Here is a 19119-nt window from a genome sequence, read left to right as displayed (position 1 = left end):
GTTTAGATTGCAGAAGGGGCTTGCCAAATGCAGCCCCGTCCCAAAGATTGGCACCAGAAAAAAACAGGGGAGATCACCATGAAAATTACGACCTCACTTTTGTCCGTCGCCCTGCTGCTGTCGAGTACGGCACTGGCCAGCGCAGAGACGCTGCGTTGGGCGCGCGCGGGCGATTCACTGACACTTGATCCACATGCTCAAAACGAAGGGCCAACATCGACGCTGGCCCATCAGATCATGGAACCACTCGTTCACCGCGATCATGCGGGCACGATTGTGCCAGCGCTGGCCACCGAATGGGCGCCGTCCGAAGACGACCCGAACGTCTGGACCTTCACGCTGCGCGAAGGCGTTACGTTCCATGACGGCTCAGCCTTTGACAGCTCCGATGTCAAATTCAGCCTCGAACGCGCGATGACGGAAGATTCCGACTATAAGGAACTGCTGGCTTCTGTTGCGGAAGTGCGTGCGCCGGACGCCTACACCATCGAGATCGTGACCAATGGTCCGAACCCGATCATGCCCAACAACCTGACCAACATGTTCATCATGGACAAAGACTGGGCCGAGGCGAATAACGCCGTCAAAGTTCAGGACTATGAGGGAGGCGAAGATACTTTTGCTGCCAAAAACGCCAACGGCACAGGGCCTTACAGGGTGGTCAGCCGCGAGCCGGATGTGAAAACCGTACTGGCGCTGAACGAAAACTACTGGGGCATTGGTGAATTTCCGCTGGAAGTGACCGAGATCATCTACACGCCAATCCAGAACGCAGCGACCCGTGTCGCGGCACTGCTGTCGGGCGAGGTGGACTTCATCCAGGACGTGCCGGTGCAGGATCTGGGCAGGGTGGCAGAAACCGATGGTCTGGATGTACGCACGGCACCGCAGAACCGTGTCATCTTCTTTGGCATGAACGTGGGCGATGAAGACCTCGCCAATGACAGCGTCGATGGTGCAAATCCTCTGGCGGATGTGCGCGTGCGCGAAGCCATGAACCTTGCGATCAACCGTGATGCCATCCAGCAAGTGGTGATGCGCGGGCAGTCCGCGCCTGCGGGCATGATCGCGCCGCCCTTCGTGAACGGCTGGGATGAGACGATGGACGCGTCTTCCACGACCGATCTCGATAAGGCCAAGACCTTGATGGGCGAGGCTGGCTATGGCGACGGCTTCTCGATCCAGCTCGACTGCCCGAATGACCGCTACATCAACGACGAAGCGATCTGTCAGGCGGCTGTTGGTATGTTGGCGCAAATTGGGGTCACCGTGAACCTTGACGCCAAGCCCAAGGCGCAACACTTCCCGCTGCTGAGCAATCTGGAGACGGATTTCTACATGCTGGGCTGGGGTGTGCCGACCTACGATTCCGAATACATCTTCAACTTCCTCGTACATGGTCGTGACGACAAATACGGATCGTGGAATGCGACGCGCTACACCAACGATGATCTGAACGCGAAAATCCAAAGCCTCGCCTCCAATACCGATCTGGAAGCGCGGGACGCGGATATCGCGGCAATCTGGCAGGTCGTTCAGGATGAAAAACTGTACATCCCGATCCACCACCAGGTGCTGAACTGGGGCATGAAATCCAATGTCGACACGGTTGTCGAGGCGGAAGATTCCCCGAAAATCAAGTACTTCAAGCTGAACTAAGAGATATGCGCCCGATCTTTGGGCGCGATCTCTTCAAAATCATGGCGCAGGCTCGCGTGGCCTGCGCCGCCCCGCTTTTCTGACACAATATCGCAAAGGGTCCCGTCATGCTCCGCTCTGTTCGAATTGCCGCTGCTGCTCTCGCACTTGCTTCTGTCGCCAATGCCGAAGAATTCACCTGGGCAGAGACAACGGATCCTCAGACCATGGACCCGCATGCGGTAAACTCGGCGCCGGTACTGGGGTTTTTGAACAACGTCTACGAAGGTCTGGTCAGGCGCGGCAAGGACATGAGTATCGAGCCCGCGTTGGCGACGGCCTGGGAACCCATCGGTGCCGGTGAGGGCTGGCGCTTCACCCTGCGGGAAGGCGTCACCTTCCACGATGGCAGCACATTTGACGCGCAGGACGTTCTTTTTTCCTACGAACGGGCCTCTGATGAAGGCTCCGATACCCGCAGCTGGTTTGCGCCCGTGTCCGAAGTGCGCGTGGTGGACGACTATACTGTCGACATTCTGACCAGCGCGCCAAATCCGATCTTTCCCGACAGCATCGCGAACTGGATGATTCTCGATTCCGGCTGGGCGGAGGCCAACAATGCGGTGCGACCCGACAAGGACAATGGCAACTATGCCACCCTGAACACAAATGGCACGGGTGCTTTCAAGGTGGTCGCGCGCGAGCCCGGTTTGCGCACCGTTCTGGAACCCTTTGACGGTTGGTGGGACGAGGCGACGCATAATGTGACGCGCGCGGAACTGACGCCGATCCAGAACCCGGCGACAGCCGTTGCCGCGCTGCTCTCAGGGGATGTGGATTTCATCAATCCGGTGCCCATTCAGGATACCGCGCGACTGGCCTCGAACGAAAAGGTGAAGGTCATCCAGGGGATTGAGGCACGCGTCATCATGCTGGGGTTTCCGCATGAGGCCGAGGCGCTGAAGTATTCGGGCGAAACCTCGGATGCCAACCCCTTTGCCGATGTGCGGGTCCGTCAGGCCGTGGCCCATGCGGTCAACGTGCCTGCGATCCTGCAAACGATCATGCGCGGTAATGCTGAAGAGGTGAGCCAATTGGTCAGCCCGGCGATGCGTGGCTATAGCGCGTCGATGGCAGACCGTCCTGCCTACGATCCGGAAAAGGCGCGCGCGCTGCTCGCCGAGGCGGGGTATGCCGACGGGTTCTCGCTGGGTCTGAAATGCCCCAACGATCGCTATCTGAATGACGAGGCCGTGTGTCAGGCGGTCACCGGCATGTTGGCGCAGGTCGGCATCAAGGCGACGCTGGATGCGATGCCGGTTCAGAACTACTGGCCCGAATTGCGGGCCGACAACTATGATATGTACCTCTTGGGCTGGTCGCCCGGCACCTTCGATGCAGAGCACCCGATCCGTTTCCTGGCCAGCACACCCAATGAGGAAAAGAAGCTGGGGTCGTGGAACTTTGGCGGGTTTTCCAATGCGCGGATTGACGAGCTGTTGCCGATGATCCAGTCGGAGATCGATGACAGCAAGCGCCAGGCCATGCTGGACGAAAGCACCAAGATCCTTCAGGATGAGGTCGCTTATGTGCCGCTCTACGTGCAGCCCCTGGTCTGGGGAACACAAGCGAACATCGACCTGACGCAACGCCCGGACAACTTCTTCATCCTGCGGTGGGTTACCGTCAATTGAAACCTGCAGGCCCTGACCTTGACCTAAGCCGCAACGGGACACAAAAGAACCTATGCTAGCCTACGTCATCCAACGCGTGTTTCAATCGGCCATCGTTTTGTTGGTTGTGGGGCTCGTTGCATTCTCCATGTTTCGGTTTGTGGGTGACCCGGTCGACAATATGCTGGGGCAGGAACGCACGCAGGCTGATATCGAACGGCTGCGCTCCCAGCTTGGGCTCGATCAACCCTTTGCCGTGCAGTATTTCAAATTCCTGCAGGGTGCGGCACAGGGCAATTTTGGGGTCAGCTATCGGCAGGGCCGTCCGGTCTCCGACATCCTGATCGAACGCGCACCCGCAACGCTGGAACTGGCTGCGGTTTCGGGGTTTCTTGCGATCAGCATCGGTATCGCGCTGGGGGTTTTCACGGCGATCAGGCGCAACGGCTTTGCTGCCAATGCGATCATGTCCGTGTCGCTGATCGGAGTATCCCTGCCGACGTTTCTGATCGGGATATTGCTGATCTACCTCTTCTCGGTGGAGCTGGGCTGGCTGCCCAGTTTCGGGCGCGGGGATACGGTGATGCTGGGCGGATGGTCTACCGGGTTTCTGACCGAGTCCGGGTTAAAAGCGCTTATTTTACCGTCCATTACGCTGGGACTTTACCAGATGACTTTAATTATGCGGCTGGTACGTTCAGAGATGCTCGAAGTGCTGCGGCAGGACTATATCCGCTTTGCCCGGGCCCGGGGATTGCGCGAACGCGCCGTGAACTTCCGGCACGCGCTGAAAAACACGCTGGTGCCGGTCATTACGGTCACCGGATTGCAGCTTGGGTCGATCATTGCCTTCGCGATCATCACCGAAACCGTCTTTCAGTGGCCCGGTGTTGGCCTGCTGTTCATCAACGCGATCCAGTTTGTCGATATTCCGGTGATGGCGGCCTACCTGATGCTGATCTCTGTCATGTTTGTGGGCATCAATCTCATCGTCGACCTGCTCTATTTTGCAATTGATCCGCGCTTGCGTGTGGACAGAACGGCGGCGCACTGATGGCGGATACCTCTTTGAACACCCCCGCCAAACCGCAGGAACGCTCCCGTCTGCGCGTCGCGCTTGAAAGCGATTTTGCCTATCAGTTCAAGAAATCGCCGGTTGCGATCGTATCCGCGCTGGTGGTGTTCTTCATGGTGTTCTGCGCCGTCTTTGCACCACTCATCGCACCCTACAATCCTTTTGACCCGGGCTCGCTCAACCTGATGAATGGGTTCTCCAGGCCGATGGAGCCGAATGCCTTTACCGGCGATGTTTTCTGGTTGGGGACAGATGATCAGGGGCGCGATGTCTTCTCCACCATCCTTTACGGCATGCGAATATCGCTCTTTGTGGGGGCGGCGGCGGTGCTCTTTGCCATGGTGCTGGGCGTCACGCTCGGGCTGCTTGCGGGGTATCTTGGTGGCTGGACAGAGACCATCATCATGCGGGTCGCCGATGTGCAGCTGACCTTCCCCGCGATCCTTGTGGCGATGCTGATTTTCGGCGTGGCCAAGGGGATTACGCCGGTCGAATATCGCGATCAGATGGCGATTTGGGTCTTGATCATCGCCATCGGACTGAGCGATTGGGTGCAGTTTGCCCGTGTTGTGCGGGGCGCGACGCTGGTCGAGAAAAACAAGGAATATGTGCAGGCCGCGCGGCTGATCGGGCGGGGGTCCGGCGCGATCATGCTGCGCCATATCCTGCCGAACGTGCTTTCCCCGGTGCTGGTGATTGCGACGATCTCGCTGGCGCTGGCAATCATCGCCGAAGCAACGCTCAGTTTTCTTGGTGTTGGCGCGCCGCCGACACAACCCAGCCTCGGCACGCTGATCCGGATCGGGCAGGGGTTCCTCTTCTCCGGCGAATGGTGGATTTTGCTCTTCCCCGCGGTGACGCTTCTGGCGCTTGCCCTCTCCGTCAATCTTCTGGGCGATTGGTTGCGCGATGCCCTTAACCCGCGCCTCAGATAAAGGTGGACCACATGCGTATTCTTACATTTCTCATCACGGTGTTTCTGGCTTCAAGTGTTCTGGCAGAAGACGCGGAACGCCTCGAAGCCGCTGAAGCCTATGTAAACAGCAAGGGTCAACAGGGCCTGATGGATGACATGCTGTCGCCAGAAGGGGTTATGGCGCAGATGGGCCTGATCGGCGGCAGCCTTCCGGCTGACAAGCAGGCAACAGTGGCCAAAATTGTATCCGAGGAACTCGCCAGCATCCGCCCGGCGATGGAGAGCGCGATCATTTCCGGCATGGCAGAAACCTTCACCCTGGCAGAGATCAAAGCGTTGGCGGCATTTTATTCCTCCGAGGAGGGAGCATCGGCGATGAAAAAGATGAACCCCTTCATGGCGCAGACAATGCAGAGCATCGGCCCCGCCTTTCAGCAGATGCAAGCAAATCTGGCGCGACGTGTCCAAGCAGAATTGAGCGAGTAAGTATGAGTGCGGCGGTTCTGTCCATCCGTGACCTGACGGTCGAAATCCCCACACGCCACGGTATTTTGCGGCCGGTAAACGGGGTGAGCTACGACATCGCGGCGGGCGAGGTTTTGGGCGTTGTGGGCGAATCCGGCGCCGGAAAATCCATGGCTGGCAATGCGGTCATCGGGCTCTTGAGCCCGCCCGCGCATATCGCGCAAGGCGAGATCTGGGTCGGTGGCACGCGGGTGGATCAATTGGTCGGCGAAGACATGCGCCGATTGCGGGGCAAAGAGATTGGCATGGTCTTTCAGGACCCGCTGACCTCGCTCAACCCGCTGCTCCGGATCGGGGATCAATTGACCGAAACCATGCTGGCGCATCTCGATATCTCGCGGGCTGAGGCCGAAAAACGGGCGGTTGCGGCACTCGAAGAGGTTGGCATTCCCGGTGCTGCCGAACGGGTGGGTAGCTTTCCACATGAGTTTTCCGGCGGCATGCGCCAGCGCGTTGTGATTGCCCTGGCGCTCTGTGCCGAACCCTCGCTGATCATCGCGGATGAGCCGACCACGGCGCTTGATGTCTCAGTGCAGGCGCAGATCATCGCCCTTTTGAAAAAGCTCTGCCGGGAGCGGGGCACGGCGGTGATGCTGATCACCCACGACATGGGTGTGATTGCTGAGGCCGCAGACCGCGTCGCCGTTATGTACGCGGGGCAATTGGCCGAACTGGGGCCGGTGCGCGATGTGCTGACCGCCCCCCATCACCCCTATACCGACGGTCTGATGGGCTCCACCCCGCTGGCCTCGCGCGGGAAGGACCGGTTGCACCAGATCCCCGGGGCGATGCCACGTCTGGACGCGTTGCCCGAGGGATGCGCCTTTCACCCACGTTGCCCCTGCGCGCAGGATCGATGCCGGGCGTCGCCCGGTCCCCGCATTGAAGACGGGTCAGGGCGCGTGGCCTGCTGGTTCCCGATGGTACGAGAGGCGGTGGCCTGATGGCGCTGGTCGATATTCGCAACCTGACCCGCATCTTTGATGTCTCCAAACCCTGGCTGAACCGCGTGGTCGAACGGCGCGAGAAAGCCTACCTGACGGCTGTTTCGGACGTCAGTTTCGAGATCGCGGAGCGCACAGTCTATGCGCTGGTGGGCGAAAGCGGGTCGGGCAAATCCACCATTGGCAAGATGCTGGTGGGCCTGCTGGGCCCGTCCAAGGGGGCCGTCGAAATCCGCGGCACCGATCTGGCGCGCGAAACGGATGCCGCCAAGGTGGATGCGGTGCGGCGCGACATCCAGATGATCTTTCAGGACCCCTTTGCCTCACTGAACCCGCGCTGGCGCGTGCGGGATATTATTGTCGAACCGGTTGCCGCGCGGGGTGGTGATACCGAAGGCATGGCGGAACGCCTGTTGGAACAGGTCGGGCTGTCGGCGCGGGACGCAGGCAAATTCCCGCATGAGTTTTCGGGCGGGCAACGCCAGCGCATCTGTATTGCGCGTGCGCTGGCCTCGGAACCCAAACTGATTGTCTGTGATGAGCCGACCTCGGCGCTGGATGTGTCGGTGCAGGCGCAGGTGCTGAACCTGATGAGCGACCTCAAGGATGAGTTTGGTCTCACCTATCTTTTTATCAGCCACGACCTGACTGTTGTGCAGCATATGGCCGACCGCATCGGTGTGCTCTATCTGGGCCGTCTGGTGGAAGAGGCCGGGCCGGACGCGCTTTTTGACGATCCCAAACACCCTTATACGCAGATGCTGCTCGCCGCCGCACCGCAACTGGGCAATTTCGGACGGGAGGTGCCACCTCCCACGGGCGAAATCCCCGATCCCATCAATCCGCCAACCGGCTGCGCCTATCACCCCCGGTGCCCGTTGGCCGCAGATATCTGCAGTCAGACCCGCCCGGAAATGCGCGATCTACGCGGGGCGCGGGTGGCCTGTCACATGGCAGAATGAGTGGCCCGCTTACAACGCTGAAGGTCATTGAATTTTCAGGGCTTGGCCCTGCGCCGCTGGCGGGCCAGTTGCTGGCCGATCTGGGCGCAGATGTGATCACCGTTGATCGCGCCTCGGCCCCTGCGGATCCCACGGACGTCAACCGGCGGGGTAAGCGCAGCGTGGCGCTGAACCTCAAATCCGACGATGGGTTGACGGCTGCCAAGGCGCTGATTGCCCGTGCGGATATTCTGATCGAAGGGTTTCGACCAGGCGTGATGGAGCGATTGGGCCTTGGCCCAGAGGTATGCCCGGACACTCTGATCTATGGGCGCATGACCGGCTGGGGGCAAACCGGTCCCTGGTCGCACACCGCGGGTCATGACATCAATTATCTGGCGATGACCGGTGCCCTGCACGCCATTGGTCCCGCAGATCATCCTCCGGTCGCACCGCTCAATCTGGTGGCGGACTTTGGCGGTGGATCGATGTTCCTGCTCTTTGGGCTGCTGGCTGCGGTGATTGAGCGTGGCGTTTCGGGCAAGGGTCAGGTTGTCGATGCCGCTATGGTCGATGGTGTTCCGGCGATGATGGGCTTGCTGCACGGGATGATGGCGCAGGGCAAATGGACCACGACCCGCGAAGCCAACTGGCTGGATGGCGGCGCGCCTTTTTACCGATGTTACGAATGTGCGGATGGAAAATACATCTCCGTCGGTGCGCTGGAACCGCAATTCTTTGCCGAACTGATCCAACGGGCGGAAATCCCGCATGAAGGCGGCGGGGCGCAAAATGACGCCACCCGCTGGCCAGAGGATCGTGCGCAATTCGCGAAGATCTTCAAGACCAGAACGCGTGATAAGTGGGCGACCCTGTTTGAGGGCTCCGATGCCTGTGTCGCCCCGGTTCTGGACTTTACCGAAGCGCCCCAGCACCCCCAGAACGCGGATCGAGAGGTTTTCTACCAGGAAAACAGTGTCACACAAGCCAGCCCGGCGCCGCGGTTCAGTCGCAGCGCGCCGTATCATCCGGACCCGCCAAGAGCTGTCGGCGCGGATACCGACGCGATTTTACAAGGTTTGGGATATGATGCGGCGCAATTGGCCAGGATGCGCGATGCGGGAGCCATCACATGACCGTGCTGATTGCCGGGGCCGGGATCGCCGGGTTATCGCTGGGCCTGACCTTACATCAGATCGGCGTGCCGTTTCAGATTTTTGAGGCCGTGCGCAGCCTGCGCCCCATGGGCGTCGGGATCAATCTGCAGCCCAACGCGGTGCGCGAACTCTTTGACCTCGGGCTTGAAAGTGACCTGCGAGAGATTGGCATTTCCACGCAGTCGGTGGGGTTTTACGCCAAAACGGGGCGTGAGATCTGGACCGAACCGCGCGGCACCGCAGCGGGCTATCACTGGCCGCAAATCTCCGTGCATCGCGGGCGTCTGCAGATGCTGTTGTTTGATACGCTGTGCCGTCGCGCGGGTGCGGCCTGTGTCGTCACGGAGTGCCGCGCAACCGGGTTTTCAAGCGACGTTCAGAAGGCTGAATTGCGGGTCAACGGGCCAGATGGACCAGAGGTGAAAACCGGGAGCCTGATCATTGCCGCGGATGGGATTCACTCGGCCTTACGTCAGCAGATGTACCCAGACGAAGGATCACCCATCTGGGGCGGCGCGATCCTGTGGCGCGGGACGACACAGGCGCCACCGTTTCTGGGTGGCGCTGATATGGTCCTCGCCGGGCATGATACGCAACGGCTTGTGGCCTATCCGATCACGGCGCCCGATCCCGCAACAGGTGAGGCGACACTCAACTGGATTGCTGAGCGCCGCGTTGACCCTGCGCAGGGCTGGCGCAAGGAGGATTGGAACCGCCGCGCATCGCTTGATGATTTTCTGCCTGACTTTGAAGACTGGCGGTTTGACTGGCTGGATGTGCCCGCGCTTATGCGCGCGGCGACAGCGGTTTTTGAATACCCGATGGTGGATCGCGACCCGGTGCCCAACTGGACACAAGGCCGCGTCACGCTCATGGGGGATGCCGCGCATCCGACCTATCCGGTTGGCTCCAACGGGGCGAGCCAGGCCATCGTTGACGCGCGCATGCTTGGGGCGGCAGTGCAGACACACGGCCTAACCCCGGACGCGTTAGAGGCCTATGAGGCGATCGTGCGACCGCGCACAACCGGCGTGACGCTTGCCAACCGCGGCAGCGGTCCAGACGCCATTTTGCAGGTGGTCGAGGACCGGTGCAGCGGCGTGTTCGACGATATCGAAACCGTAATGCCGCGCGCGGAACTTGCAGCACATGCCACGAAATACAAAAAGCTGGCGGGCTTCGACGTGGAAGCGCTGAATGCGCAGCCCGCTCTGATCGGGCCGGTTTGAGCTTCGAGACTGGTCAAATGCCCACGCCTCTTTCATAGTCCGCCAAACTCGGGGAGAGGAGCGAAGATGACACGCGTTGCTGTGGTGACAGGGGCTGCCGGTGGGTTGGGTCGCGCCATTGTGGATCGATTGATCGCAGATGGCCTGCATGTGATTGGGTTTGATATCGATGCGCGCCGCCTGTCGGAAATGGCATGCGCGGGCTTTGAGGGGCAGATTGTCGATCTGACCAAACCTACCGCGATTTCAGGTGCTTTTTCGGATATACATGCGGCACACGGCGGGATCGACGCTCTGGTCAATAATGCGGGCACCTGTTTGATGTCCGATTTTCCGAATATCCCGGCAGATGAGTTTGAGCGCCAGATGGCGTTGAATTTCACCGGGGCGTTCCATTGTTGTCAGGAGGCCGTGCGCCTGATGAACGGGCGCGCAGGCGTGCGCAAGATCGTCAATATCTCCTCCAACGGCGCCTATAATTTCGACGCTTTTGATCCGCCGCATTACCGGGCCTCCAAGGCCGCTCTTGATACATTGACTAAGGATCTTGCGCGCCGCTATGCCACCGAAAAGATCGCGGTGAATTCCATTGCGCCCGCGATGACCGAAACGCCCCTCTTCAACGTGGTGAGTGACGAGGTCCTGGCCAATGCCATCGCGCAGATGCCGCACGGCCGGGCGATGCAACCCTCAGAGATTGCCGCATGGGTCGGGTTCCTGATCTCACCCGCAGGGGACATCAGCAGCGGCAATGTGATCATTCTCAACCAGGGGCGCGATGTGCGCTAGTCGTACCACGCTGGGGCCTTGCGCAGGGTCGGCCATTGTTCAGGCGAATGGCCAAAGATCACCTTGGCCTTCTGTTCCGCCGCCATGTCCATCAGCCGTGCGCCGTTTTCGATCGCGCGCGTTTCATCCCAGGACCCTGCGAATTTCTCGTCAATCTCCGCCGCGCGGCTGATCGCGTCCGAAGTCAGCAAGACCGCACCGGTTTCCGGCAAGCTCACCATGAAGGCCAATTGCCCCGGTGCGTGACCGGGCACAAGGAACACGTCAAATCCCGCGCCGATCTCGATGTCACTGTGGATTTCAATGTATTTCCGATCCGGCCAGCCCATGGGTTGCTTTCCCGACCAGTAGAGCGGGCGGGGCAGGGCGCGTTCCGCCGCTGCAATCAGAATGGGGGTGTTTGGAAAGGCATCCATGAAACCAACGTGGTCGATATGCGTATGGCTTTGGATCATTAGGTCGATATCTGAGGTCGACAAGCCCAGCAGCGCCAGTTGCGCAGGCGCCAGGTTTTGATGGGTGAGAGAGAGCACGCGCCCGAAACTACCCAGTTCATCCTCTGCGGTCGCGGCCTCGGCATCATCGGCATATTTCGCTGGAAACCCTGTGTCGATCAGGACGTTTTCACTTGCATCTGTCTGGATGAGAAACCCACATATCCCAATGATCCGACCATTGGCATGTACCTGAAACAACCCGTAGTCCAGCACTGCCAACCGGTGTGGGCGACCTTTCAGAAGGGGTTGCATATTGCGGGTCTCACCTTTCTTGTTGGGGGAACTAGACGAGGCCGGGGCCATGAAAGTCAAGATACATACCTTGTTTCAATACCTTCTGGAAACGACCGAGGCGGAGCCCGAAGCCATCGTCGGATTTTCACTGTCGCAATCGCCAAAACTGGGCGATTTTCTGGATGATCTTGATCCGGAGCTATCCCTAGATTGGAACAATCGCGATTTTCGCGGGCTGCCGGAACTGCGCGGGCATGTGCTGGCGCAGGCCGGGCTGGAGGGTGTCTGCACCGCGCAGGATGTGTTGATCACCGCAGGGGCTGCCGAGGCAAATTATCTGGCGATCATGCAATTGCTGCAGCCCGGAGATGAGATCGTGGTCGAAACCCCCGGTTGGCCGCAGGCGGAGGTTCTGGCGCGCGCCGTGGGGGCGAAGATCGTCAAGATCACCCGGCACGAAGCGGACGCCTGGCGGCTGCCGTTGGATATGCTGGCGGACGCGGTAACCCCGCGCACACGGATGATTTTCCTGAGCAATCCCAACAACCCCACGGGTCAGTTGCTGGACCGCGCGGATGTGGAAGAGATCGTGCGCATCGCTGACCAGGTTGGCGCGTGGTTGCTGGTGGATGAGGTCTACGCGGGCCTGGAATGGCAGGGCCCACGCGCGCCCTCGGTCGCCGGGCTCTATGCACGCGGCATCACGACCGGTTCTGTCTCCAAGGCGCTTGGGCTGCAGGGCCTGCGCACCGGTTGGCTGATCTGTTCGGATGCGGACATGGTGATGGATGCCGTTATCTTGCGGGAGAATGCATCCGAGATCATGAACATCATGGGCGAGGTCATTGCCAAGATCGCGTTGCGCCCGGAACGCCTTGCGCCTGCGATGCAGGACGCGCGCAGGGCCGGGGCGGCAAACCTGGCGCGCATGAACGCATGGCTCGAAACCCAACCCGGCCTGTCCTGGGTCCCGCCGCAGGCGGGGTTGATCGGGCTTGGCCGCCTGCCCGCAGGGATCGACAGCGACAGGTTTGCAAAACGGTTGCTGGCCCCGCCTTATCGCACATTTCTATTGCCGGGCAGCGCCTACGGCCAACCCAACCACATTCGGCTCGGCGTTGGCGGCGGGGCGGAGGTCAATCTGGAGAAGGGCTTGTCACGCCTTGCACAGGCGCTGGCCGATTGGCCCGCGTGAGGACTAGCGCAAGCCGTTGGCCGCCAGATAGCGGGCGAGATCCAGAATGATCTGTCCACGCGCCGCGGCGATGGCCTGCGGACCACCGGTTGGATCAAAGGGAACGGCGAGACTGAAAAGCCCGGATCGTTCCCGCCCGTTTTCCACGGCGACGAAGTATTGACCGTTGGTCCTGAATTGCCCGTCTTCCCCCGCGATCAGGCTTTCGAAACGCAGCTCCAATCGGGCATCGGCAAAGGTTTCGAACGGCCAGGGCTCGGAGGCAACGCGCGCGCCGGTAAGACGCGACAGATGGCGCGACAGTTCAAGCGCCACGGCGCGCTCAGGGGTATCCGCCCACAGCAGGCCGCCATCACTGATCACCCTGCCATCTGCACCTTGTTGGGCTATTTCATCTGAGGCGGCGTAGGCGGGCAGTGAAATCTTGCGGATTTCAACAGATCGAAAGGCGATCCGCTGTTGGTCGGCGATCTGGGGGGTGGGGATGACGTAGCGATCCGGCGCGGCGGCGCAGGCGGTCAGGGCCAATGTGCCCAAAACGATCCAGATGGGTGTCGGTAAGGTCATGCTATCGCCCCCTGAGAAGTGCACTTGGATTACGCTCCAGCAAGCGCGCAAGGGCGGTCAAAGCATCCGCCGCCTGCGAGATATCGCGCAGCGCCGCACGGGCATCGCGACTAATCACATCACCCTGGTTATAGCCCTCGATGGTCCGGCTCGCCTGATCAAAGACTTCAGTGATCCGTTCCACCAGCGCGGGCAAATCCTGGCTGGACAGGGCAACGGCATCCGCAGCTTCGCGAGCGGAATCAAGGGTGGCGTTGACATTGCGCACCGCCCCGCCTTCGCGCAATTCGGTCAACGTCGCGTTCAACTCATCCAGCGCTGCCCCCAGCGAGGCGGGCAATTCCTGCGCCGCAGGCGTGCCCAGGATCGCATCCGCCGAGGCCAGCAGGTCGGTGAGCTGCGTGGTCAGGTCTTCCAGCGGCATCGCTTCGGCCTTGGCGGCAACGCTGCTGAGATTATCGATCAGCTCCGGCACCCCGGCGACCGAAGCGGAGACAGATGTAGCGGCATTGGTGGTCGCATCGATGGCCGCCACGATGCGGTCCACAGCCTGACCATTTTCGATCTGGCCCAGCAATGTTTCCACCCGCGCCAGTGCGGCGTTAAGCGTGACGGGTATATCCTTGACGTCCTGCGAGGTTACGATCCCGCGCAGGTCACCCAGCAAGGCCCGGACCTCCTGCGGGGTTTCACGCAAATCCTCGCTTGTCATGAAGGCCTGCGCACTTTGTAAAAATCCGATGGCGCTGTTGAGTAATTCTTCGATGGGCAGGCTGTTGATGCGGGTGAAAACGCCCTCCACGGTCGCGGCGGCATCGGCGATTTCGCTTGCGGTGGTGGGCAGCGTGGCAATCTCATCCGGGCGCATGATGATTTGCGCGGGTGGCGCGCCTTCGACCTGAACAAGTTCCACTTTGAGCCCGCCGGTCAAAAGGCTGGCTGAGGCAAGCCGGGCCCGCAGTCCTTCCTGCACGCGCGCGTTGAGAAAATCGAGTGCCGCCTCCGGGCTGGCATCGCCTTGCAGGCCCAACCGTGCGGGCTGAATGCCGATCACCACGTCAAGACGCACCCGGCTGTCGCCGAAGGTCTCTGCATCGACAATGCCAGAGAGGCTCTGCACCGACCCAATGCGCAGCCCGCTGAATTCAACAGGCGCGCCGATCGCCAGCCCAGAGATGTTCTCGTCGAAGATAACCCGCAGTTCGATCAACTCGACTTCGGAAGCATTGAAGACGCTGTTCCGGGCACTGACCTCATCGCCGTAGACTTCGAAGACCGCGCCATCGGTGATCGGGCGCCCGCCCGAGACAAAGGTATCAAAGCTCAACCCACCGCCGATGAGCGTGGCCAGAGAGGAGAAATCGACCTCGGCACCGGTCGGCCCGATGGAGACGCTGAACCCCGATGTATCCCAGAACCGCGTGGCCGCGGTGATCAGGCGCCCGTGCGGTTCGTAGATAATCGCCTCTGCAATGGCAAAGCTGCCCTCCCGCGAGATGCGCGCCGGGCCCACGCGGCCCACTTCAATACCGCGATACAGGATCGGGCTGTTGTCGGTCAGTGATCCGCCGGGCGTTGTGCGCAAGGCAATCTGCAACCCTTCCTGGCCGGGGCGGAACAGCGGCGCGGTTTGCAGCCCCTTGAAGTTGGTGCGGATGGGGCCGATCTGGCTGTCCCAGGAGCCTTCGATGAAGATGCCGCTGATCACCGTATCAAGGCCAGATACGCCCTGCACGGAGAGTTCCGGGCGCACCACCCAGAACGACGCCCCGGCATCAACGAATTCTGCAACCTCTTTTTCAAGCCGCACCTGGGCCACGACACCGTCCAACCCTTCGGCAAAGGCCAGCCTCTCCACAACGCCGACTTTGACATCGCGAAACCGCAATTCGGTCCGGCCGGCGGCGATGCCCGCGCCATTTTCAAACTCGATGGAGATCAGCGGCCCCCGATCATTGTAGGACTGCCATGCGACCACCAGCGCGATCATCAGGGCAAAGACCGGGATCAACCAGACAATGGATGCCCGCCCAAAAAGAGATTCACGCGCCGGATCAATGGGCACCGGCTCAGGGGTGTTCGTCATTATTCACTTGTCCTTCACCCTGCTGCTGCGCGTCCCAGATCATGCGACTGTCGAAGGCCTGTGCGGAGAGCATAGTGAAAATCACGGACAGAGCAAAAAAAAGGCTGGCTGGACCGGGGTTAATGGCCACCAGAACATTGAGTTGCACCAATGATGACAGGATCGCAACAACAAATATGTCGATCATGGACCACCTGCCGATGTATTCCACGACCTCATACAGCAACTGTCGCTGGTTCTTCGAAACACTTGACGGGCGCGCAACCGAGACCGACAGAAATGCGATGGCTAGAAATTTCGCGATCGGGATCATCACGCTGGCGATCAGGATGATGATGGCGACGCCAATGCTGCCATATTCGATGAGTTCGATGGCGCCGCCCACAATGGTGTCCTGCTGGACGCTGAAAAACGTGCGCGTTTGCAACATGGGATAGAGATTGGCCGGGATGTAGCACATCAGACCGACCACCCAGAGCGCCCAGACCCGCTGCAGGCTCTTGATGTCACGCTGGACCAATCGATGCCCGCAGCGGTCGCATAATTCCACCTCCTGCGGCCAGACCTGCATGCAGCGTGTGCAGGCCACAACACCCATCTCCTTTGCGCTTATGACTTCTTTGGGTTGCTGAGCGCGTTCCATACCGACCATCTGCACAAAAAGTTATCCTGCACCACCACCAAAACCACCAGAATCGCGAAAAGCCAAAAGGCAGGGCCCAGGCTGACATCGGCCAACGAACTGATCTTGACCAGCGCGACGGCACAGCCAATCGCGAATATTTCTGCCATGGACCAGGGGCGCAGCGCTTCCGCCATGCGAAAAGCCGGCGCGGCCCCGGGGGCAGGGGGCTTGTCCATCACGATGGGGACCAACACGTAGAGCGACAGTAAAACACGCGCGAGCGGGACGAAAATGATCAGTGCCGCCGTCGCGAGGGAAAGGATCACCAGCGGGCCATCGCTGAAGGCCAGGGCTGCGTCCAACACCGACACCGAGTTATGCGCCCCAGCGACAGAGATCGACAGGAAAGGGAAAATGGCGGCCGCCGTGATCAGGATCACAATCGCAACCGACAGGGCGATGATCTGCAGGCCCGCTTTGCGGCGCGGCATGATCAACACGGTATCACAGCGATGACAGACCGCGCGCTCGCCATGACCGGGGCGGGCCAGAGTGTAGACCGCATCGCAATGCGGGCAGACGATCAGATCGTCGCGGGGTTGGGCGCGCGTCGGCATGGCCGCTAGCCTAGCGCGTTTCAGGCGCGGCTAAAATGGCCGTGTTCAACATCGCTCTATTATGCCCACGGCCCATGCTGATCACTTTTGCCATCGTCGAGCCGTACAAACCCGTGCAGGCCGAAATAGTCGCGTTGGCCCTGAATCATATTCGCCGTGCCCCGCTTGGTCCGCATCGCGTCAAAATACGCCAGGCCGGAGCCTAGTGCCGGGGCGGGCAGCCCGTGCAAGGCGGCCGCTGCGACAACCTGGCGGAGCGCGCCATGGGTGGTTTTCATCTGATCCGCAAAATAGGGCGCAAACATCAGGTTCTGCTCGGGATCGTCGGTGAGCGCATCCGCCATGTCGTTGAGCATATCGGACCGGATGATGCAGCCCTCACGCCAGACCCGCGCGATATCCGGCAGGGGCAGCGCCCAGCCAAAGGCCTCGGAGGCGGCGGAAATCATCGCAAAACCCTGAGCGTAGCAGAGGATCTTCCCGGCGATCAGCGCTTGTTCCAAGGTATCGATGGTCAGCGCATCTTCCACGAGCGGCTTGGGGGCCGCGCCGAACAGGTCTTCGCCAAGGGCACGAGTCTCCCGGCGGGACGAGAGATTTCGCGCCACAACCGCGGCCTCGATGGCCGGAACCGGGGAGGCGAGGTGCTGCGCCTCGATCACTGTCCAGCGTCCAGTGCCTTTTTGGCCCGCCGCATCCATGATTACATCCAGCAGTGGGCCGCCCGTTGCTGCGTCCTGGGCTGCTGCGACCTTCCCGGAGATTTCTACGAGATAGGAGCGCAATGCCCCATCATTCCAGGCATCAAATACCTTCGCCACAGCGAATGCATCATAGCCCATCCCGTCACGCAGAATGCCGTAGACCTCGGCGATCATTTGCATGTCGGCGTATTCTATCCCGTTATGCACCGCCTTGACGAAGTGCCCTGCGCCCTCTTCACCCATCCATGTCGCACAAGGCGTACCGTCGTATTTCGCGCTGATGGCGTCGAGAATATGCGCCACCCGGTCCCAATAGTCGCGTTTACCGCCGCCCATGATCGACGGGCCGTGCCGCGCACCTTCTTCGCCGCCCGAAACGCCGATGCCCAGAAACGGGCCCGTCGCCTCGCGCGCGCGGCGGTTGGTGTCGTGGAAATTGGCGTTGCCCGCATCGATGATCAGATCGTCAGGGCCGAGCAAGGGCCGCAGCGCTTCAATTTGCGCATCAACGATGTCGCCCGCCGGTACCATCAGAATGATCGCGCGCGGCACCTTGATGGCCTGAACAAAATCCTCAAGGCTGTCTGTCGGGGTGATGCGCGGGGCCAGATCACCCGCAGTGCCATGGAAATCCCGCGTCACCTGCGTGGTGCGGTTCCACACCGCGATGTCGAAACCTTTCTCCGCGATGTTCAGCGCCAGTGCCGCACCCATGGTGCCAAGACCGATCAGGCCGATCTCGCTGCTCATGGAAACTGCACGCCGGAACGGTTCAGGGTCACGCGGTAGATGCTGGTGGTTGCGGTGATATAGAGTTGGTGCTTGGCCCGTCCACCAAAGCAGATGTTTGAAACCAGTTCAGGCACAAGAATTTTCCCCAATAGTCGCCCATCCGGCGCGATGCAATGTACCCCATCCGCAGCCGATGACCACAAATTACCGTCGGTATCAATGCGCATCCCGTCTGCGGCACCCGGATCGATGGTGTGAAAATGTCTGCCGTTCTGAACCGCATTGCCGGTGACATCATAGACCCTGATGTGCTGCGCATCATCCGAAAACATCCGCCCCGTATCGGCCACATAAAGCAGGCTTTCGTCCGGGGAAAACGCCAGGCCGTTGGGACAATTCATATCGTCGACCACAACATCCAGCGCACCCGTTTCCGGATCGGCCCGGTAGACGACACAGGGATTTTCCTGTTGCCCTGTAAACCCTTCGTAGTTGGTCATGATGCCATAGTGCGGATCGCTGAACCAGATCGACCCGTCGGATTTCACCACAACATCGTTCGGGGAATTGAGCGGTTTGCCGTCATAGCTGTCTGCGATCACTGTAATGCTACCGTCCAGTTCCGTGCGGGTGACCCGGCGTGTGCCGTGTTCGCAGGACACCAGGCGCCCCACATTGTCGCGCGTGTGGCCATTGGCATAGTTGGACGGCGCACGATAGGTGGTGATGCCCACCTCAGGCGTCCAACGCAGGATGCGGTTGTTCGGAATGTCCGAGAACAACAGGCAACCGGCGTCGCCGAACCACACCGGCCCCTCAACCCAGTCGAAGCCGGTCGCCAGTTGTTTCACCGGCGCATTTCCCAACACGTATTGCCCAAAAACCGGGTCGTGTACTTCAAAGAATGACACTGCCGCGCCTCCTCATTTTGTCAGCCAAACGATAGCACCTGTGTGCCAAATCAAAAGGCCCGTT

General features: G+C 60.5%; 18 protein-coding genes. 11 read left to right on the top strand and 7 right to left on the bottom strand.

Translation table 11 applies throughout. The features are described 5' to 3' along the window. The first annotated feature begins 78 nt into the window (after positions 1–78). From Q1A20_RS21340 to Q1A20_RS21295, 10 genes are all read left to right on the top strand, one after another. Positions 79–1659 (top strand): ABC transporter substrate-binding protein, encoded by a 1581-nt coding sequence (locus Q1A20_RS21340; RefSeq protein WP_298975422.1) that lies wholly within the window; start codon positions 79–81, stop codon positions 1657–1659. Between the two features lie 107 nt (positions 1660–1766). Further along, the gene (locus Q1A20_RS21335) at positions 1767–3332 is read left to right on the top strand and encodes an ABC transporter substrate-binding protein (RefSeq protein ID WP_299410158.1); all 1566 of its coding nucleotides are present in this window, start codon (positions 1767–1769) and stop codon (positions 3330–3332) included. A gap of 52 nt (positions 3333–3384) precedes the next feature. Beyond that, positions 3385–4365, top strand: a complete 981-nt coding sequence (locus Q1A20_RS21330; RefSeq protein WP_298975418.1) for an ABC transporter permease — start codon at positions 3385–3387, stop codon at positions 4363–4365. Further along, on the top strand, positions 4365–5321 hold the full coding sequence (locus Q1A20_RS21325; RefSeq protein ID WP_298975417.1) for an ABC transporter permease: 957 nt from the start codon (positions 4365–4367) through the stop codon (positions 5319–5321). Before Q1A20_RS21330 ends, Q1A20_RS21325 begins: the two co-directional genes overlap by 1 nt. A gap of 11 nt (positions 5322–5332) precedes the next feature. After that, entirely contained in the window at positions 5333–5788 is a 456-nt protein-coding gene (locus Q1A20_RS21320; RefSeq protein WP_298975416.1) for a DUF2059 domain-containing protein, read from the top strand. Positions 5789–5790: 2 nt separating this feature from the next. Then, positions 5791–6771 (top strand): ABC transporter ATP-binding protein, encoded by a 981-nt coding sequence (locus Q1A20_RS21315; protein ID WP_299410156.1) that lies wholly within the window; start codon positions 5791–5793, stop codon positions 6769–6771. Further along, positions 6771–7733: an ABC transporter ATP-binding protein gene (locus Q1A20_RS21310; RefSeq protein WP_298975414.1), complete on the top strand. Its 963-nt coding sequence runs from the start codon at positions 6771–6773 to the stop codon at positions 7731–7733. The genes Q1A20_RS21315 and Q1A20_RS21310 overlap by 1 nt, the downstream gene beginning before the upstream one ends. Further along, positions 7730–8848, top strand: a complete 1119-nt coding sequence (locus tag Q1A20_RS21305) for a CaiB/BaiF CoA-transferase family protein (RefSeq protein ID WP_299918594.1) — start codon at positions 7730–7732, stop codon at positions 8846–8848. The genes Q1A20_RS21310 and Q1A20_RS21305 overlap by 4 nt, the downstream gene beginning before the upstream one ends. Further along, positions 8845–10098 (top strand): flavin-dependent oxidoreductase, encoded by a 1254-nt coding sequence (locus tag Q1A20_RS21300; RefSeq protein ID WP_299918592.1) that lies wholly within the window; start codon positions 8845–8847, stop codon positions 10096–10098. The genes Q1A20_RS21305 and Q1A20_RS21300 overlap by 4 nt, the downstream gene beginning before the upstream one ends. 66 nt (positions 10099–10164) lie before the next feature. Then, positions 10165–10887, top strand: coding sequence for an SDR family NAD(P)-dependent oxidoreductase (locus Q1A20_RS21295; protein WP_298975410.1), 723 nt, complete (start codon positions 10165–10167; stop codon positions 10885–10887). Here Q1A20_RS21295 and Q1A20_RS21290 read toward each other — a convergent pair. Beyond that, positions 10884–11636, bottom strand: coding sequence for an MBL fold metallo-hydrolase (locus Q1A20_RS21290; RefSeq protein WP_299918591.1), 753 nt, complete (start codon positions 11634–11636; stop codon positions 10884–10886). The two genes, Q1A20_RS21295 and Q1A20_RS21290, sit on opposite strands and share 4 nt — an antisense overlap. 49 nt (positions 11637–11685) lie before the next feature. On the opposite strand from Q1A20_RS21290, the gene Q1A20_RS21285 reads away from it, so the two are divergent. Next, the gene (locus Q1A20_RS21285) at positions 11686–12813 is read left to right on the top strand and encodes a pyridoxal phosphate-dependent aminotransferase (protein ID WP_299918588.1); all 1128 of its coding nucleotides are present in this window, start codon (positions 11686–11688) and stop codon (positions 12811–12813) included. Positions 12814–12816: 3 nt separating this feature from the next. Here Q1A20_RS21285 and Q1A20_RS21280 read toward each other — a convergent pair whose 3' ends face one another. Genes Q1A20_RS21280 through Q1A20_RS21255 form a run of 6 tightly spaced genes read right to left on the bottom strand, consistent with a single transcriptional unit; the run spans position 12817 to position 19055 of the window. Then, the gene (locus Q1A20_RS21280) at positions 12817–13380 is read right to left on the bottom strand and encodes an ABC-type transport auxiliary lipoprotein family protein (protein WP_299918586.1); all 564 of its coding nucleotides are present in this window, start codon (positions 13378–13380) and stop codon (positions 12817–12819) included. Between the two features lies 1 nt (position 13381). Continuing rightward, complete coding sequence (locus tag Q1A20_RS21275) at positions 13382–15466, bottom strand: MlaD family protein (RefSeq protein WP_299918584.1); 2085 nt, start codon at positions 15464–15466, stop codon at positions 13382–13384. Further along, positions 15450–16064, bottom strand: a complete 615-nt coding sequence (locus tag Q1A20_RS21270) for a paraquat-inducible protein A (RefSeq protein ID WP_299918615.1) — start codon at positions 16062–16064, stop codon at positions 15450–15452. Before Q1A20_RS21270 ends, Q1A20_RS21275 begins: the two co-directional genes overlap by 17 nt. Positions 16065–16075: 11 nt before the next feature. Further along, positions 16076–16708, bottom strand: coding sequence for a paraquat-inducible protein A (locus Q1A20_RS21265; RefSeq protein ID WP_299918582.1), 633 nt, complete (start codon positions 16706–16708; stop codon positions 16076–16078). Between the two features lie 59 nt (positions 16709–16767). Further along, the gene (gene gndA, locus Q1A20_RS21260; RefSeq protein WP_299918579.1) at positions 16768–18162 is read right to left on the bottom strand and encodes an NADP-dependent phosphogluconate dehydrogenase; all 1395 of its coding nucleotides are present in this window, start codon (positions 18160–18162) and stop codon (positions 16768–16770) included. Beyond that, on the bottom strand, positions 18159–19055 hold the full coding sequence (locus Q1A20_RS21255; protein ID WP_299918577.1) for an SMP-30/gluconolactonase/LRE family protein: 897 nt from the start codon (positions 19053–19055) through the stop codon (positions 18159–18161). Before Q1A20_RS21255 ends, gndA begins: the two co-directional genes overlap by 4 nt. Between the last annotated feature and the right edge of the window lie 64 nt (positions 19056–19119).

This window comes from uncultured Roseobacter sp. (assembly GCF_947501835.1).
Lineage (GTDB): Bacteria > Pseudomonadota > Alphaproteobacteria > Rhodobacterales > Rhodobacteraceae > Roseobacter.
The sequence above is the reverse complement of the archived record's forward strand: the minus strand, read 5'-3'. Positions and strand labels throughout refer to the sequence as shown.

Coding starts and splice junctions, on each gene's coding strand:
- Q1A20_RS21340 (WP_298975422.1), top strand. CDS start 79: ATGAAAATTACGACCTCACTTTTGTCCGTCGCCCTGCTGCTGTCGAGT.
- Q1A20_RS21335 (WP_299410158.1), top strand. CDS start 1,767: ATGCTCCGCTCTGTTCGAATTGCCGCTGCTGCTCTCGCACTTGCTTCT.
- Q1A20_RS21330 (WP_298975418.1), top strand. CDS start 3,385: ATGCTAGCCTACGTCATCCAACGCGTGTTTCAATCGGCCATCGTTTTG.
- Q1A20_RS21325 (WP_298975417.1), top strand. CDS start 4,365: ATGGCGGATACCTCTTTGAACACCCCCGCCAAACCGCAGGAACGCTCC.
- Q1A20_RS21320 (WP_298975416.1), top strand. CDS start 5,333: ATGCGTATTCTTACATTTCTCATCACGGTGTTTCTGGCTTCAAGTGTT.
- Q1A20_RS21315 (WP_299410156.1), top strand. CDS start 5,791: ATGAGTGCGGCGGTTCTGTCCATCCGTGACCTGACGGTCGAAATCCCC.
- Q1A20_RS21310 (WP_298975414.1), top strand. CDS start 6,771: ATGGCGCTGGTCGATATTCGCAACCTGACCCGCATCTTTGATGTCTCC.
- Q1A20_RS21305 (WP_299918594.1), top strand. CDS start 7,730: ATGAGTGGCCCGCTTACAACGCTGAAGGTCATTGAATTTTCAGGGCTT.
- Q1A20_RS21300 (WP_299918592.1), top strand. CDS start 8,845: ATGACCGTGCTGATTGCCGGGGCCGGGATCGCCGGGTTATCGCTGGGC.
- Q1A20_RS21295 (WP_298975410.1), top strand. CDS start 10,165: ATGACACGCGTTGCTGTGGTGACAGGGGCTGCCGGTGGGTTGGGTCGC.
- Q1A20_RS21290 (WP_299918591.1), bottom strand. CDS start 11,636: ATGCAACCCCTTCTGAAAGGTCGCCCACACCGGTTGGCAGTGCTGGAC.
- Q1A20_RS21285 (WP_299918588.1), top strand. CDS start 11,686: ATGAAAGTCAAGATACATACCTTGTTTCAATACCTTCTGGAAACGACC.
- Q1A20_RS21280 (WP_299918586.1), bottom strand. CDS start 13,380: ATGACCTTACCGACACCCATCTGGATCGTTTTGGGCACATTGGCCCTG.
- Q1A20_RS21275 (WP_299918584.1), bottom strand. CDS start 15,466: ATGACGAACACCCCTGAGCCGGTGCCCATTGATCCGGCGCGTGAATCT.
- Q1A20_RS21270 (WP_299918615.1), bottom strand. CDS start 16,064: ATGGGTGTTGTGGCCTGCACACGCTGCATGCAGGTCTGGCCGCAGGAG.
- Q1A20_RS21265 (WP_299918582.1), bottom strand. CDS start 16,708: ATGCCGACGCGCGCCCAACCCCGCGACGATCTGATCGTCTGCCCGCAT.
- gndA (WP_299918579.1), bottom strand. CDS start 18,162: ATGAGCAGCGAGATCGGCCTGATCGGTCTTGGCACCATGGGTGCGGCA.